The following is a 16,438-nucleotide window of genomic DNA, read 5'->3' as shown; positions in this document are numbered from 1 at the left end:
GGATCGGGGGGGATCCGGCGTCAGCCGTACCGGCCGCTGCCGCAGGCCACCTGACCGCCGATCATGGAGAAGATACCGAACAACGCCATGATCTCGTGGTAGTCGTCCGTGGTGAACTCGGTGTGCCGGGGCCCGGCGAGCCGCACCCCGGGCACGATCGAGCAGGCCGCGGCGATGGCGGTGGAGTTCCACTCCACGCCGAGGGTGTACGGCGGCTCGACCACGTAGGGCCGGAAGTCCGACAGCCGGCCCAGCGCGCGCGCCGTGGCCTCCCGGATGCGGCGCCAGGCGACCGCCGGGGGCAGCAGCTCGGCGGAGAACCTGTCGATGCCCTTCTTCACGGCCACCGTCTCGACGTCGCCGAGCAGTTCTCCGGCCTCCTCGCACACCGCCTCGTCGCCGGTCACGAGCACGACCGGCACGCCCATCGAGCCCGCGAAACCCGCCACGAGCCGGGTCTCGCCGCAGATCTCGCCGTTCAGGTAGACGTTCTGGATCTCCTTGCCCATCCACGTGTGGTTGAGCACCCCGTGCGGCACGCCCGCGCGCGCGTGGTAGCCCGCGAAGCAGGCGGCGGTCATGTCGGGGGTGAGGCCCTGCCCCATGCGGTGCGGCTTGCCCGGCCCCCTGATCAGCGAGGCCCGCTCGTCCAGCAGGTCGATCCTGAGGTTCTTGGTGGACCCGTGCGCGTCGTTCACCAGCACGGACGCCGCGCCCGCGTCGAAGGCGCCCTGGACGACCGCGTTGGCGTCCCCGGTCATCAGCTCGCAGCCGCGCTCGTACCCGCGGCCCCCGTGGTGCATCTCCTCGGGATCGGTCAGCCCGGTGACCCCCTCCATGTCCACCGACAGGTAGATCCTCATCGTTCCCCCCACGTCTCCACCCGGCGCGCCTCGTCCTCCGTCATCAGCCCGATGTTCTCACCGACGTACGCCTCGACCCGGGCACGCCAGGGCTCCGGTATCTCCCGCAGCGCGGGCGGATAACAGTGCTCCAGCCACCGTACGGACTCCGGGGTCGCCTGGAGGAACTCCGCGGCCTTGGCGAAGGGGGTCTCCTCGATGCCCGGGACGTGCGCGCACCCGTATTCGATCGTCTCCTGGCCACCGTACGGCGGCGGCTCCTGCCACTTGCGCGCGGCGGGCATCGCGGCGGTGATCGGCGTGTTCAGCGGCCGCCGCTCAACGGCCGCCAGGATCAGCTCCTTGCGCAGGCACTTGGAGCACGTCGCGCAGGGACTGTCCAGGTCGCCGCGCAGGCACCAGCGGACCAGATGCGCGAGGTCGGACTCCATCGCCATCCGCATGGTCACGGGCTCGCTCAGGCCGCCGACCGGGAGGACCATCGCGAGCCCCGCCGCGGCGTACAGGCGGCCCCACGGGCCCTCGGCCGCCCACATCGGGTTGTCCGGGCTGTAGCGGTGGGTGTACCGCTCACCGCCCAGCCAGCGCGACCCCAGCTCGTGGCCGAAGGCGACGCCGCCGAGGTCGAGGTCGTCGGCCAGCAGCAGCGCGCCCGCCGTCACCGCCTGGTGCTCGGGAAAGCCGGGCCTGGGCCGGCTCAGCACGAACTCGAGGTCCGACTGGACGACGTGCACCTCCCGCCCGGTCTTGTGGACGAGCCGCGCCAGCACCTCGGCGCGGTAGTGCGTCCACCGGTTGGGCACCCGGGGGTGACTCACCCGCTGGAAGTGCACGAACGGCGCGTCGGGGAACATCGTGGCGACCGCCATCGAGTCCGCGCCCCCGCTGTAGGAGATCGCCAGCCGGGCGCCGGTGCGCGGCTCCGACCCGACCGGCCCGGCGTCGACGCCCCACCCCGTGCGCAGCGCCTCGGCGAGCCCGGCGGAGATCGGCCTGTCGAAGGTCACCCGCCGCCTGGTCCACGGCGCGACGACGGTCCATGCGGCGACCGCGAGCAGGTCGGGATGCGGGGACGCCCCGGCGGCGCCGGTCCGCACGTGGCAGGAGTTGGTCCGCAGTTCGATGGGGTGGCGGTCGGTGCAGGCCCCCGTGGTTTCGTCCTCCGCGTCGAGCAGGAAGACCAGCCGCCAGACGTCCTCGTCACGTGTCCACCGCACCCGCACGACCGGTCACCCCGCCCGTCCGGGAGCGCCCACCCGCGCCGACAGGTCGTCGATCGCCTGCCAGATCCGCATCTCGCTCTGCAGCAGCGTGTCCACCGCCGCGGCGGTCTCGGTGGCCAGCCGGTGCGCCTCGGCCGCCTTGAGGTCCGAGGCCGGCTTGGGCGCCGGGGCCGGCTTCACGGGCGCCGTGGCGACCCGCCGCAGCCGGTCGACCTCGTCACGCAGCCCCACGACCTCCCGGCGGAGCATCTGGACCTCCCAGAGGGCGTCCTTCAGGTCCTGCCGGTGATCGGGCTTGGTGACGTATCGAGAGTCGAGCCGGGACAGCAGCGCCCGGCGCAGCCGTGACAGGCCCAGCACTCGCAACCGCATCATGGGCCGCCACGATAGCGGCATTTTGGATCGTTTCTTGATACAAAATGCGGAGTCGCTCAGAAGTGGCTGGGAATCCGCTGTCCTGCACCGGGCAATACAGTCTGCGGTTGTGCTCTACGGCAGATCGGCGGAAACGGCCGCGATCGACGACCTGATCGACCGGGCCGGAAAAGGTCACGGCGGCGCGCTCGTGCTACGCGGCGAGGCGGGTGCCGGCAAGACGGCGCTGCTCGGCCTGGCGGCCTCCCGCGGCGGTCCCATGCGCGTGCTGCGGACCACGGGGGTCGAGGCGGAGGCCGACCTGGCGTTCGCCGCCCTGCACCAGTTGCTGCTGCCGGTGGCCGGGTTGCTCGACGCGCTGCCGGAACCACAGGCCGAGGCCGTACGCGGTGCGCTCGGGCTGGCCCCCGCCGGTTCCGGCGACCGGTTCCTGCTGGCGGCCGGGGTGCTGTCGCTGCTGGCCGAGGCCGCCGCGCCGAACGGGCTGATCTGCGTGGTCGACGACCTCCAGTGGGTGGACCGGCCGTCGGCCGACGCCCTGCTGTTCGCCGCCAGGCGGCTGCGCACCGAGCCGATCGCGATGCCGCTGGCCGTACGCGGCGACACGCCGGTGAAGGGCCTGCCCTCGCTGGAGATCGCCGGGCTGGCCGAACCGGCGGCCGCCGAACTGCTCGACGCCGGCTTCGCGCTCGCCGCGCCGGTCAGGCGCGACCTCGTGGCGCTGACCGGGGGCAATCCGCTGGCACTGCACGAGACGGCACGGCTGCTCACCGCCGCCCAGCGGGTCGGGCGGGAACCGTTGCCCGACCCCCTTCCCGGCGGGAGCCGGCTCTTCGGCGACCAGGTGGCCGCGCTGTCCGCGGGGGCGCGGCTGACCGCCCTGCTCGCGGCGGTCGAGAGCGATCTCGGCCTGGTGCTGCGGGCCGCCGAGCGGCTGGGCGCGGGCGATGCGGCGCTGCCCGAGCTCGAGTCCGCCGGGCTCGCGGGCGTGTCCGGGACGCACGTGCGGTTCCGCCATCCGCTGATCCGGTCGGCGGTGTACGAGGCGGCATCCCCCGCCGCACGCCGCGAGGCGCACGCGGCGCTCGCCGAGCTGTCCGGCGGGGACCGGCGGGCCTGGCATCTGGCCGGGGCCGCGCTCGGCCAGGACGAACCGGTCGCCGCCGCGCTCGCGTTGGCCGCCGAACAGGCCCGCGACCGAGGCGGGTACGGCGCCGCCGCCACCGCCCTGACCAGGGCCGCCGAACTCACCCCAGAACCGCTCGTCCGCGCCGGGCGGCTCAAGAACGCCGCCGTGGCCGCGTGGCTCGGCGGCCGTCCCGGCCAGGCGGAGTCCCTGCTGGCCGAGGCGCGCGAGCTCGCGGGGGCGGACACCGCGCTGACCATGGAGATCGCCCGGCTACGCGGACGGTTCGAGCTGAACTCGGGCAACGCCGCCGAGGCCGTACGGATCCTCGCGGCGGGCGACACCCTGGACATGCTGGCCGACGCCTCGGAGGCGGCGTCGTACGTGGGCGACACGGCGGCCATGATCGAGATCGGGCGGCGGGCGACGGCCTTCCCCGAAGGGTTCCTGCGCGACGTGGTCGCCGGCATCGGCGCGACGCTCGCGGGCGGCGGCGGGCACGACCTGCTCAGGCGGGCGCTCGGCCGTACGGGTGAGCTGCGCGAGGCGGCCGAGTTCCTGTGGGCGACGGCGGCGGCCAGCTACCTCGGCGAGGTGGACCTGTCCTCCGAGCTGGCCGAGCGGGCCGGCCGCGTGGCCAGGGTCTCCGGGATGACCGGGCAGCTCCCCGTGGTGCTGGAGTTCGTCGCCACCGCGGAACGGCTCGCCGGGCGCCTCGCCGAGAGCCGGGCCGTCTCGGAGGAGGGCCTGGAGCTGGCTCGCGAGGCCGGATACGCCAACACCGTGGCGGCGCACCTGGCCAACCTCGCGGCCGTGGCGGCCCTGCGCGGCGAGCAGGAGGCCTGCGCCCGGTATGCCGGGGAGGCGCTGGCCATCGCCGTCCCCCACCGGGTGGGCCTGCGCGCCGGGCTCGCGGCGTACGCCCTGGCCATGCTCGACCTCTGCCTCGGCCGGTTCGCCGCCGCGCACGACCGGTTCACCGCGATCGTCGCCGCCGGCCCGGGAGCCGGTCATCCGACCGTGGTCTGGCGGAGCACGCCCGACCGGATCGAGGCCGCCGCCGGCGCGGGCGACGGCGACGCCGCCCTGGCGGCCCTGGAGGCGTACGAGCGCTGGTCGGCCCACGCGGGGACGGCCGAGTTCAGGGCACTGCTCGCCCGGTGCCGCGGCCTGGTCCTGCCGGACGACCAGGCGGTCGAGGCGCTCGGCGAGGCCTCACGACTGCACGCCAACCCGTTCGAGGCGGCCAGGACGGGGCTGCTGCTGGGCGAGCGGCTGCGCCGTACGCACCGGCCGGGAGAGGCCAGGGCGCACCTGCGCGCGGCGTTCGAGACGTTCCAGCGCGCGGGCGCCGCGCCCTGGGCACGGCGCGCGTACGGCGAGCTGCGCGCGGCGGGCGAGAGCGTCCACGCCGGGAAGGACGCGCCGCCGGCTCCCGAGGTGGCGCCGGACGTGCGGGGCATGGCGCTGGACGCGCTCACCCCGCAGGAACTGCGCATCGCCACCCTGGTGGCGGACGGCGCGACCAGCAAGGAGATCGCCGCCTGGCTGTTCCTCAGCCCTCGCACGGTCGAATACCACCTGTACAAGATCTATCCGAAGCTCGGCATCACCTCACGTACTGAGCTGGCGCGGCTAGTAGTTCTACGGAAGGCGCCGGCGGCCCAGCACAGCATGCTTTAGCCCATGCCAAACATCTGGAGTGAAGAGTTCGGGGCCGCGGCCGACGCGCCGATCGTGCTGGTGATGGGTTCGATGTCGCAGGGGATCCTGTGGCCGGACGAGTTCGTGGGCCGGCTCGCCGCCGGCGGCCGGCGCGTGATCCGCTACGACCACCGCGACACCGGGATGTCCGATGTCATCGACTATTCGAAGGACCCGTACACCTGGGACGACATCAAGGACGACGTGCTGCGGGTGATGGACGCGCACGGGCTGGACGGCGCGCATCTGGTCTGCAATTCGGCGGGCGGGCTGCTCGGGCAGCTGATCGCGGTGGAGCGGCCGGAGCGCGTGCGGACGCTCACCGTCATCGGCTCGTCGCCGCTCGGCGGCGGTGAGGGCGCGGTGCTCATGCGGGCGCTGATGGGCGAGCCGCAGCCCGAGGGCAGCCTGCCCGAGCCGACGCCGGAGTTCGTCGCGTTCTACCGCGAAGTGATCGCCGCGCCGCCGCCGCGCGACCGGCGCGAACGGATCGAGCGCATGATCGCGGAGGACCGCGTGCTGCACGGCGGCGGCCTGCCGTTCGACGAGGACGCCTCGCGCAGGCTCGCCGAACGCCTGTACGACCGGGCGCGGGACCTCGACGCGGCGGCCAACCACCGGCTGGCCGCGGCGGCGAAGCCGGATTTCGAGCCGGTGGGCGTCCTGCACCGGATCACGGCGCCCACCCTGGTCGTCGAGGGCACGCACGAGCCGGCCAAGCCGGGCCACGGCGCCCTCATCGCCGAGGGGATCCCCGGCGCCCGCCTGATGACGGTCCAGGGCATGGGCCACACCCTGCCGCCCGAGGTGCACGAGGAACTCGCCGGCGCCATCCTCGCCCACACGTCCTGACCCTCCGGCACGCTTCCCCATGGCGCGCCTCCGGCACGACCTGCCCACCGCGCGCCTCCGGCACGACCCCATGGCGCGCCTCCGGCACGACCCCATGGCGCGCCTCCGGCACGTCAGCGGGGACGGCTGCGACAAACTACAAGATCACGGGGGGTGGGGGTGAGAGGGGTTAGTGGCCGGTGAATTTGGGGCGGCGCTTCTCGGCGAAGGCCGTCATGCCCTCCCGGGCGTCCTGGGTCGCGAACAGGCCGGAGAACTGGAGGCGCTCGATCTCCAGGCCGGTGTCGAGGTCGGCCTCCAGGCCGTGGTCGATCGCGAGCTTGGCCGCGCGCACCGCGGTGACCGGCCCCCCGGCGAACGTCGCGGCGAGTTCGAGCGCCGCCGTGTAGACCTCGCCGTCGGGCACCACGCGGTCGACCAGGCCGATGGCGAGGGCCTCGGCGGCGTCCACGTGCCGCCCGGTGAAGATCAGCTCCTTGGCTTTGGCGGGCCCGACCAGCCGGGGCAGGCGCTGGGTCCCGCCCGCGCCGGGGATGATCCCGAGGGTGATCTCCGGCTGGCCGAGCTTCGCGCTCTGCCCGGCCACCCGGAAGTCGGCGCACAGCGCGAGCTCGCAGCCGCCACCCAGGGCGTACCCGGTGATCGCCGCGATCACCGGCTTGCCGATCCGCGCGACCGCGGTGAAGCAGTCCTGCAGAGTGCGCGAGTGCACGGCCATGTCGGCGTAGGACATGACCGCCATCTCCTTGATGTCGGCGCCGGCCGCGAAGACGCGCTCGCCGCCGTAGACGATGACCGCGTGCGTGTTCGGATCGGCGTCCACGAGGCGCGCGGCCTCCGCGATCTCCTCCTGGACCTGCCGGTTCAGCGCGTTCATCTTCGGCCGGTCGAGCCGGATCGTGGCGATGTGCTCGGAGATCTCCACCCTGACGAATTCACCCATGGCCCCCACCATAAAGGGGAGATCAGCGGCCGAGCGGGAGGGGCCGCCGGGCCGCGGCCGCCCTCGCGGCCACGACGCCGTGGTAGACGCGCTCGTATCCCCCGACCATCACGGGCACGTCGAAGTGCCGGACCACGCGGTCGCGCACCGCGTGCGGGTCCAGCGCGGAGACCGCCTCGATCGCGGCGGGAAGCTCGCCGGGCGTGTCGCGGACGTAGCCCGTCACCCCGTCCACCACGATCTCGGGCGCCGCGCCCCGCCGCAGCGCCACCACCGGGGTGCCGCAGGCCATCGCCTCGATCATGACCATGCCGAAGGGCTCGTCCCAGAGCAGCGGGAGCACCAGGCAGCGGGCCCGGGAGAACAGATCGTTCTTGAGCGCGCCGTCCGCCTCCCCCAGGTATTCGACGCCGGGCCCGAGCAGCGGCTCCACCCGCTCGCGGAAGTAGGCGTGCTCCGCCCGCTCGGCACGCCTGCCGACCAGCAGGATGCGGCGGCCCGCCGCCCGCGCCGCCTCGATCGCGAGGTGGGCGCCCTTGTCGGGGCTGAGCCGCCCCAGCCACAGCACCCAGTCGTCCTTGCGCTCCCGGAACGGCCACGCGGCGACATCCAGCGCGTTGTGCACCCGCCCCACCCAGTTCAGGTCGGGCGCGTGGGCGCGCTGAGCCGCGGAGATGGCCACCAGGGACACGTCCCCGCCGAGGCTCCGGTAGTAGTCGCCGAGCTCCCCGCTCACGTCGTTGTGGCAGGTCACGACCGTCGGCACGAGCCGCCCTGCGGCGGTGAGCGGCCCGGCCAGCGAGTGGTCGTGGACGATGTCCACGTCCAGGCCGTGCAGGAGGCGGGCCGCCTCGGCCGCGTGCACCACTTCGGGGAAGGACTCGCCGATCCGGTCCGAGGGCGGCTCGTCGTAGGTCCGCAGATCCACCTCGCGGCCGGCCCCGATGACGGTGACCCGGTGCCCGCGCGCCCGCAGGCCGCGGACGAGCGCGGCGGTCACCGCCTCGATGCCGCCGTACGTGCGAGGCGGCACGTCATACCACGGCGGGGCGACCATCCCGATGTGCAGGGCCTGTGCCATGGTGCTGGTCTACCCCCCTCACCTGCGAAGGAAGCAGGCGAGAGGGGTGACACGACCTAGCGCGACCTAGCGCAGGGTGCCGTTGGTCATGCCGACCGGCTCCTCCGGCACGGCGATGAGGCCGAGCTCCGCCGCGGACGCCATCAGCGGGTGGAACGGGACCACGCGCACGCTGTAGCCGAACGCGCCGGTGCGGTCCAGCGGCACGACGCCGGTGTAGTACGCGCGGCCGTCGTCGCCCACCGAATCGACCTTCAGCGTGACGTAGCCGGGCGAGAGCAGCTCGTCGTGCGCGCCCACCCGGCCGTAGGCGGCCTGGACCTGGACGTCCTCCGGCGACAGCTCGCCCAGGGCGATCGTGGCCCGCAGCTCCAGCCGGGCCCCCAGCTCGGGGGTGTCCCCCACGCCGGTCGCCTCGACGTGCTCGACGCGCACGCCCGGCCACGCCTTGGCCACGCGCAGCTTCCAGGCCGCGAACAGCCGGGCGTCGCCGTAGCCGTCGGCCGCGAGCGTGCGGGCGGAGGCGGCCGCCGGGGTGTACAGGTCGGTGACATAGTCCCGCAGCATGCGCCCGGCCAGCACCTTCGGCCCGAGCGAGCTCAGCGTGTGCTTGACCATCTCCAGCCAGCGCCGCGGCAGGCCGTCGGCGGCCCGGTCGTAGAAGCGGTCGGCGACCTCACGCTCGATGAGGTCGTACAGCGCCGTGGCCTCCAGGTCGTCGCGGCGCGCGGGGTCGTCCACGCCGTCGGCGCTGGGGATCGCCCAGCCGTTGTTGCCGTCGTACCACTCGTCCCACCATCCGTCGCGGATGGACAGGTTGAGGCCGCCGTTGAGTGCCGCCTTCATGCCGGACGTGCCGCACGCCTCCAGCGGGCGCAGCGGGTTGTTCATCCACACGTCGGAGCCCGTCACCATGAGCTGCCCGAGCGCCATGTCGTAGTCGGGCAGGAAGACGATGCGGTGCCGCACGTCCTCGGAGTCGGCGAAGCGGACGATCTGCTGGATCAGCTTCTTGCCGCCCTCGTCGGCCGGGTGGGCCTTGCCGGCGATGACGATCTGCACGGGCTTGTCCGGATCGAGCAGCAGCCTGCGGAGCCGGTCGGGCTGGCTGAGCATGAGGGTCAGCCGCTTGTAGGAGGGCACCCGCCGGGCGAAGCCGATCGTCAGCACGTCCGGGTCGAGCGCCTCGTCCACCCAGCCCAGCTCGGCCTCGCTGGCGCCGCGCTGGCGCCACGACTTGCGCAGCCGCCGCCGCGCCTCCACGACCAGGCGGGCGCGCAGCGTGCCCCGGATGCCCCAGATGTCGGCCTCGGAGAGCTTGTGCACGCCCTCCCAGCCCTGCGCCTTGTCGATCAGCGAGGGCAGCTCCTCGCCGGCGAGCTCCATCATCTCCCGGCCGACCCACGTCGGGGCGTGGACGCCGTTGGTGATCGAGCCGATCGGCACCTCGTTCACGTCGAAGCCCGGCCACAGGCCCTGGAACATCTCCCGGCTGACGTGGCCGTGCAGCTCGGACACGCCGTTGACCCGCTGGGCCAGCCGCATGCCCATGACCGCCATGTTGAACACCGACGGGTCGGCGTCGGGGCCCTCGGGCTCCGCGCCGAGCGCCAGGATGCGGTCGACCGACACCGTCGGCCAGGCGTTCGAGCCGCCGAACTGCCGGGCGATCATCTCGGCGGGGAACCGGTCGATGCCCGCGGGGACCGGCGTGTGGGTGGTGAACACCGTCCCGGCGCGTACGGCCTCCAGGGCCTCCTCGAACGACAGCCGGGCCTCGGTGAGCTCGCGGATGCGCTCCAGGCCGAGGAAGCCGGCGTGGCCCTCGTTGGTGTGGAACACCTCGGGCTCGGGACGGCCGGTGATCCGGCAGTAGGCCCGGATGGCCCGCACGCCGCCGATGCCGAGCAGCAGCTCCTGCATCAGGCGGTGGTCGCCGCCCCCGCCGTACAGGCGGTCGGTCACGTCCCTGGCGACCGTGTCGTTCTCGGCGACGTCGGAGTCGAGCAGGAGCAGCGGCACCCGGCCGACCTGGGCCACCCAGATCTGGGCGTGCATGACCCGCCCCTCGGGGAGGCCGATCTTGATGCGGGCCGGCGCGCCGTCCTCCTCCTTGAGGAGGGTCAGCGGCAGTCCGCCGGGGTCGAGGGAGGGGTAGTGCTCGAGCTGCCAGCCCTCGGCGGACAGGGACTGGGTGAAGTAGCCGTGCCGGTAGAGCAGGCCGACGCCGAGGATCGGCACACCGAGGTCGCTGGCGGCCTTCAGGTGGTCGCCGGCGAGGATGCCGAGGCCGCCGGAGTACTGCGGCAGGGCGGCGGAGATGCCGTACTCGGGCGAGAAGTAGCCGATCGCCTTCGGCGCGCCCTCCAGCGACTGGTACCACCGGGGGGCGGTCATGTACTCGCGCAGGTCGTCGGCGGCGTCGGCCAGACGGCGCAGGAAGCGCCGGTCCTGGGCGAGCTCGTGCAGCCTTTCGGCCTCGACCGCGCCGAGCAGCGCGACGGGGTCGTGATCGACACGCTCCCAGACCTCGGGATCCACCTCGGCGAACAGGTCCATGGTCTCGGGGTGCCACGACCATCGGAGATTTTGGACCAACTCGCCCAGGGGTGCGAGCTGTGAGGGAAGAACGGTTCGGACAGTGAACCTGCGGATAGCTCTCACGGGGCCAGACCCTAGTTACTCAGCGCCACGAAGCGCGACCGAATCAAACTTGTCGTCCTGCGATGCCACTTCTCGAAGGCTCTCACCACCATCAAACCGGTTCAAACCTCACCAAAGTACCCTTGAGCTGGTGATGTCCGCGCCGGACGGCGATGGCTGGCACGCAATGATCGATCTCCCCGGGACGCCGTCCCAAACACGGGGAACGGTCTTTCGTTCGGCAGGGGTAAGAGTGGACTATTAGGGCAACCCCTGTATGACGAGGAAGGACCGCGGCCAGCGGCTCCGATCTCTCGCGCTGCCGCCCGACCACAGCTGTTCCCGCCCCGCAAACCCCGGCGGCACCCGGTGTGCCGCCCCCGAGTACGAAGTGACGATGATCGGACGCATTCCCATCCAGGACATCCAGCCCGTCGTCGACTGCGGCCAGTGGCCCGCCAAGGCCGCCGCGGGAGAGACCTTCGAGATCAGTGCGACGGTGTTCCGCGAAGGACACGACGCGGTCGCCGCCGGCGTGGTGCTCACCGACCCGAGCGGCACGCCGGGCCGGATGCTGCCCATGCGCGAGGTCGCGCCCGGCACCGACCGGTGGAGCGTCGAGGTGACGCTGCCCACCGAGGGCCTGTGGCAGTTCCGGGTGGAGGCGTGGAGTGATCCGATCGCCACGTGGATGCACGACGCGGGTATCAAGATCCCGCGTGACCTGGACGCCGACCTCATGTGCGAGGAGGGCGCCCGGCTGTTCGAGCGGGCGGCCAAGGGCGTGCGGGCGGCGGACTGCACGGCGGCGGAGGCGGGCGGCGCCTGCGGTCACCGCGCCGCCCTGCTGGCCCTCGCGGCCCGCCTGCGGGATGAGGCGGTGGACCCCAGGGCGCGCTTCGCGGTGACCCAGCTGCCCGAGACGGCCGCGCTGATCGCCGCGCACCCGCTGCGCGACCTGCTCACCCGGTCGGGCCGCAACCGCGTACGGGTGGACCGGCGGCGGGCGCTGTTCGGCTCCTGGTACGAGTTCTTCCCCCGGTCCGAGGGCGCCGTGGTGGGGCAGGAGGACGTCGCGCCCAAGCCGGGCACGTTCAGGACGGCGGCCAAGCGGCTCCCCGCGATCGCCCAGATGGGCTTCGACGTGGTCTACCTGCCGCCGATCCACCCGATCGGGACGCAGTTCCGCAAGGGCCGCAACAACACCCTGACCCCCGACCAGTACGACCCCGGGTCGCCCTGGGCCATCGGCTCACAGGAGGGCGGGCACGACGCGATCCACTCCGATCTGGGCACGATCGAGGACTTCGACGAGTTCGTCGCCAAGGCGCGCGAGCTGGGCATGGAGGTCGCCCTCGACCTCGCGCTCCAGTGCTCCCCCGACCATCCCTGGGTAAAGGAACACCCGGAATGGTTCAACATCCGGGCCGACGGCTCGATCGCGTACGCCGAGAACCCGCCGAAGAAATACCAGGACATCTACCCCCTGAACTTCGACAAGGACCCCGAGGGGATCTACGCGGAGATCAAGCGGGTGGTCCGGCACTGGATGGACCACGGCGTGCGGATCTTCCGGGTGGACAACCCGCACACCAAGCCGGTCAGGTTCTGGGAGCGGCTGCTGTCCGACATCGGCGCGACAGACCCCGACGTGCTGTTCCTCGCCGAGGCGTTCACCCGCCCGGCGATGCTGCGCACGCTCGCCAAGGTCGGGTTCCACCAGTCGTACACGTACTTCACCTGGCGCAACTCCAAGCCAGAGGTGGAGGAGTACCTGCGGGAGCTGTCCCACGAGACCTCGCACTACCTGCGGCCGAACCTGTTCGTCAACACGCCCGACATCCTGCACGAGTACCTCCAGCACGGAGGCCTGCCGGCGTTCAAGATCCGCGCCGTTCTGGCCGCGTTGATGGCGCCTACGTGGGGTGTGTACTCCGGGTACGAGCTGGCCGAGAACGTCCCGGTCCGTCCGGGCAGCGAGGAGTACCTCGACAGCGAGAAGTACCAGTACAGGCCGCGTGACTGGGCCGAAGCGGAGCGTGAGGGCCGCAGCCTTGCCCCGCTCATTACCCAGCTCAATTTGTTGCGAAGAGCGCACCCGGCACTCCAGGAATTGCGTAACCTACGGTTTCACAACGTCGACCAGCCGAACGTGATCTGCTTCTCCAAGCGGCTGCCCGGCGCCTATGACACGGCCTCACGACGGCACGGACTAGGCGATGTCGTGCTGGCCGTCGTCAATCTGGATCCACACAACACACACGAGGCGACGGTCTGGCTCGACATGCCGGCCCTCGGTCTCGACTGGCATGCCGAGTTCGTCGTGGACGACCAACTGTCGGGCGAGTCGTACCGCTGGGGGCAGGCGAACTACGTGCGCCTCGACCCGCACGTCCATCCCGCACACATTCTCACGCTCCGCCACGGGTCAGCGCACCGCCCGTGAGCGCAGCTCGGCACATCCGGGGAGTCAAAAGGTGAGCTCGACGACACCTCAGCCCAGTCACACCCAGCCCAGCCACACGCAACCGGTCCCCAACACCTTCACCGAGGAGGAGCCACGGGACAAGTACTGGTACAAGCGGGCTGTCTTCTACGAGGTGCTGATCCGGGGCTTCGCCGACTCGAACGGCGACGGCACCGGCGACATCCGTGGCCTCATCGAGAAGCTGGACTATCTCCAGTGGCTCGGCATCGACTGTCTTTGGCTGCTCCCGCTGTACGAGTCCCCCCTCAAGGACGGCGGGTACGACATCTCGGACTACATGAAGATCCTCCCGGACTTCGGTGATCTGGGAGACTTCATCAGGCTTGTGGACGAAGCCCACAAGCGAGGCATCCGGGTCATCGCCGACCTGGTCATGAACCACACCAGCGACCAGCACCCGTGGTTCCAGGCGTCCCGCAACGACCCCGAGGGGCCGTACGGCGACTTCTACGTCTGGAGCGACACCGACGAGCAGTACAAGGACGCCCGGATCATCTTCATCGACACCGAGGCGTCCAACTGGACCTTCGACCCGGTCCGCGGGCAGTACTACTGGCACCGGTTCTTCCACCACCAGCCGGACCTCAACTTCGAGAACCCGGACGTGCAGGACGCGATGCTGGAGGTCATCCGCTTCTGGCTCGACCTGGGCATCGACGGGTTCCGGCTCGACGCGATCCCCTACCTGTTCGAGCAGGAGGACACCAACTGCGAGAACCTGCCCGCGACCCACGCGTACCTGAAGCGGGTGCGGGCCGAGGTGGACCGCCTCTACCCCGACCGGGTGCTGCTGGCCGAGGCCAACCAGTGGCCCGCCGACGTGGTGGAGTATTTCGGCGACCCGGTCACCGGCGGCGACGAGTGCCACATGGCCTTCCACTTCCCTCTGATGCCGCGCATCTTCATGGCGGTGCGGCGGGAGTCGCGCTACCCGATCTCGGAGATCCTGGCCCAGACGCCGAAGATTCCCGAGAACTGCCAGTGGGGCATCTTCCTGCGCAACCACGACGAGCTCACGCTCGAGATGGTCACCGACGAAGAGCGCGACTACATGTACTCCGAGTACGCCAAGGACCCCCGCATGCGGGCCAACGTCGGCATCCGCCGCCGGCTGGCGACGCTGCTGGACAACGACCGCAACCAGATCGAGCTGTTCACCGCGCTGCTGCTCAGCCTGCCCGGCTCGCCGGTCATGTACTACGGCGACGAGATCGGCATGGGCGACAACATCTGGCTCGGCGACCGGGACGGCGTCCGCACGCCCATGCAGTGGACGCCCGACCGCAACGCGGGCTTCTCCAGCTGCGACCCCGGCCGGCTCTACCTGCCGGTGATCATGGACCCGATCTACGGATACCAGGCGATCAACGTCGAGGCGCAGCAGAAGAGCGCCAGCTCGCTGCTCCACTTCACCAAGCGGATGATCGAGATCCGCAAGCGTCACCCGGTGTTCGGCCTCGGCGAGTTCACCGAGCTCAACTCGTCCAACCCGAGCGTGCTCGCGTTCGTGCGCGAGCTGGGCGACGACCGGGTCCTGTGCGTCAACAACCTGTCGCGCTTCCCTCAGCCGGTCGAGCTCGACCTGCGCAGGTTCGAGGGATCCACGCCGGTCGAGTGCATGGGCGGAGTTCCCTTCCCTCCGATCGGCGAGCTTCCGTATCTTTTGACGCTCCCCGGGCATGGGTTCTATTGGTTCACACTGCCCGTCACGCAGAGGACGGCCGGCACGAAGGAGGAGTGACGACTTCACTTCAGGGACTCCTGGCCGGCTGGATCACCGGACAACGGTGGTTCGCCGGCAAGGGGCGCGCCATCGACGACCTGTCCATCGACTCCGAGATCGAGATCGCCTCCGGCGACCCGGCGTTGCTCCATCTGATCGCATGTGTGCGGCAGGGGGAGCGCCGCACGCGCTACCAGATCCCGGTCGGGCTGCGCGAGCACCTGCCCGACCGGCTCGGGCACGTCCGGATCGGCACCTGGCGCCGCGACGACGGCCGCGAGGTCGAGGTGTACGACGCGCTGCACGACTCCGCCCTGACGGGGCATCTGCTGGAGGGGATGGCCGCCGACCGCCGGTTCGACGGCCTCGGCTTCCATCCCGCGCACGGGGTGGAGATCGACACCTCGCAACGCAGCCTCGTGCTGACCGCCGAGCAGTCGAACACCTCGCTGGTGTACGGCGACACGTACATTTTCAAGCTGTTCCGCCAGCTCAACCCGGGGGTCAACCCCGAGCTGGAGATCATCACGGCGCTGGCGGACGCGGGCTCGGCCCACGTGGCCAAGCCGTACGGCTGGATCGAGACCGAGCTCCAGGGCGAGCCCACCACCTTGGCGATCATGCAGGAGTACCTGCAGAACGCCAACGAGGGCTGGTCGATGGCGCTGACCAGCGTGCGCGACCTCTACGCGTGCCCGGAGGGCATGCCGGCGGAGGACGCCGGAGGCGACTTCGCCGCCGAGGCGCAGCGGCTCGGAGTGGCCACCGCACAGGTGCACCGGGAGCTCGCACGGGCCTTCCCCACGGGGACGATCGAGCCGCCCGAGATCAAGCGGATGACCGAGCGGTTCCGCCGCCGCCTGGACAAGGCGGTCTCCGAGGTGCCGCGCCTCGGCGAGCACGCCGACGTGGCCGCCGAGGCGTTCGACCGGCTGGCCGACCTCGGTCACGAGATCCCGGTGCAGCGCGTGCACGGCGACTACCACCTCGGCCAGGTCATGCGCACGATGACCGACTGGGTGGTGCTCGACTTCGAGGGCGAGCCGGGTCAGCCGCTGGCCGAACGGCGGGCGCTCGACTCGCCGCTGCGCGACGTGGCGGGCATGCTGCGCTCCTTCGAGTACGCCGCACGGCACCTGCTGGCCGGGCATCCCAACGCCGCCGCGCTGGAGGGCCGGGCCAGGGAGTGGTCCGAGCGCAACCGGGCCGCGTTCCTTGCCGGCTACTCCGAGGGCGGCGGGCGCATTCGCGGCGACGACGCGGTGCTGCTGCGCGCGCTCGAACTGAGCAAGGCGGTCTACGAGGTGGTCTACGAGGCGCGCAACCGCCCCTCGTGGCTGCCCATCCCGCTCGCGGCTTTTCGCTGACAAGATCGGGGTGTTCGGAGGGATATATCTCGGGAGTGTTGAAAAAGTGC

11 protein-coding genes are annotated in these 16,438 nt (G+C 71.7%); 5 read left to right on the top strand and 6 right to left on the bottom strand.

Going from position 1 to position 16,438, the window contains the following annotated elements; all coding sequences use genetic code 11:
- Positions 1-20: 20 nt before the first annotated feature.
- Genes ACIBK1_RS22355 through ACIBK1_RS22345 form a run of 3 tightly spaced genes read right to left on the bottom strand, consistent with a single transcriptional unit; the run spans position 21 to position 2,461 of the window.
- Positions 21-863, bottom strand: coding sequence for a M55 family metallopeptidase (locus tag ACIBK1_RS22355; protein ID WP_396737391.1), 843 nt, complete (start codon positions 861-863; stop codon positions 21-23).
- Positions 860-2,086, bottom strand: coding sequence for a DUF6395 domain-containing protein (locus ACIBK1_RS22350; RefSeq protein WP_396737388.1), 1,227 nt, complete (start codon positions 2,084-2,086; stop codon positions 860-862). Before ACIBK1_RS22350 ends, ACIBK1_RS22355 begins: the two co-directional genes overlap by 4 nt.
- A gap of 6 nt (positions 2,087-2,092) precedes the next feature.
- Complete coding sequence (locus ACIBK1_RS22345) at positions 2,093-2,461, bottom strand: hypothetical protein (RefSeq protein ID WP_396724029.1); 369 nt, start codon at positions 2,459-2,461, stop codon at positions 2,093-2,095.
- A 109-nt stretch (positions 2,462-2,570) separates the two neighbouring features.
- On the opposite strand from ACIBK1_RS22345, the gene ACIBK1_RS22340 reads away from it, so the two are divergent.
- Both ACIBK1_RS22340 and ACIBK1_RS22335 read left to right on the top strand, forming a co-directional pair.
- Entirely contained in the window at positions 2,571-5,270 is a 2,700-nt protein-coding gene (locus ACIBK1_RS22340; protein ID WP_396737385.1) for a helix-turn-helix transcriptional regulator, read from the top strand.
- A 3-nt stretch (positions 5,271-5,273) separates the two neighbouring features.
- Complete coding sequence (locus tag ACIBK1_RS22335) at positions 5,274-6,143, top strand: alpha/beta fold hydrolase (RefSeq protein WP_396737382.1); 870 nt, start codon at positions 5,274-5,276, stop codon at positions 6,141-6,143.
- A 169-nt stretch (positions 6,144-6,312) separates the two neighbouring features.
- On the opposite strand, the gene ACIBK1_RS22330 is transcribed toward ACIBK1_RS22335, so the two are convergent.
- The 3 genes from ACIBK1_RS22330 to glgP form a co-directional block, all read right to left on the bottom strand.
- Positions 6,313-7,086 (bottom strand): enoyl-CoA hydratase/isomerase family protein, encoded by a 774-nt coding sequence (locus tag ACIBK1_RS22330; RefSeq protein WP_030506138.1) that lies wholly within the window; start codon positions 7,084-7,086, stop codon positions 6,313-6,315.
- Positions 7,087-7,108: 22 nt separating this feature from the next.
- Positions 7,109-8,167, bottom strand: coding sequence for a glycosyltransferase family 4 protein (locus ACIBK1_RS22325; RefSeq protein ID WP_357314475.1), 1,059 nt, complete (start codon positions 8,165-8,167; stop codon positions 7,109-7,111).
- A gap of 66 nt (positions 8,168-8,233) precedes the next feature.
- Complete coding sequence (gene glgP / locus ACIBK1_RS22320; RefSeq protein WP_030506140.1) at positions 8,234-10,831, bottom strand: alpha-glucan family phosphorylase; 2,598 nt, start codon at positions 10,829-10,831, stop codon at positions 8,234-8,236.
- A 376-nt stretch (positions 10,832-11,207) separates the two neighbouring features.
- On the opposite strand from glgP, the gene ACIBK1_RS22315 reads away from it, so the two are divergent.
- From ACIBK1_RS22315 to ACIBK1_RS22305, 3 genes are read left to right on the top strand one after another with little or no spacing between them, the layout of a single operon-like run.
- Positions 11,208-13,256, top strand: a complete 2,049-nt coding sequence (locus ACIBK1_RS22315; protein WP_363398349.1) for an alpha-1,4-glucan--maltose-1-phosphate maltosyltransferase — start codon at positions 11,208-11,210, stop codon at positions 13,254-13,256.
- 31 nt (positions 13,257-13,287) lie between these two features.
- Positions 13,288-15,039, top strand: coding sequence for a maltose alpha-D-glucosyltransferase (treS, locus tag ACIBK1_RS22310; protein WP_396737377.1), 1,752 nt, complete (start codon positions 13,288-13,290; stop codon positions 15,037-15,039).
- Positions 15,036-16,388, top strand: coding sequence for a maltokinase N-terminal cap-like domain-containing protein (locus tag ACIBK1_RS22305; protein WP_357314478.1), 1,353 nt, complete (start codon positions 15,036-15,038; stop codon positions 16,386-16,388). The genes treS and ACIBK1_RS22305 overlap by 4 nt, the downstream gene beginning before the upstream one ends.
- The last annotated feature ends 50 nt before the right edge of the window (positions 16,389-16,438 follow it).

Source organism: Microbispora rosea, assembly GCF_044460045.1.
GTDB classification, from domain to species: Bacteria; Actinomycetota; Actinomycetes; order Streptosporangiales; family Streptosporangiaceae; genus Microbispora; species Microbispora rosea.
The sequence above is the reverse complement of the archived record's forward strand: the minus strand, read 5'-3'. Positions and strand labels throughout refer to the sequence as shown.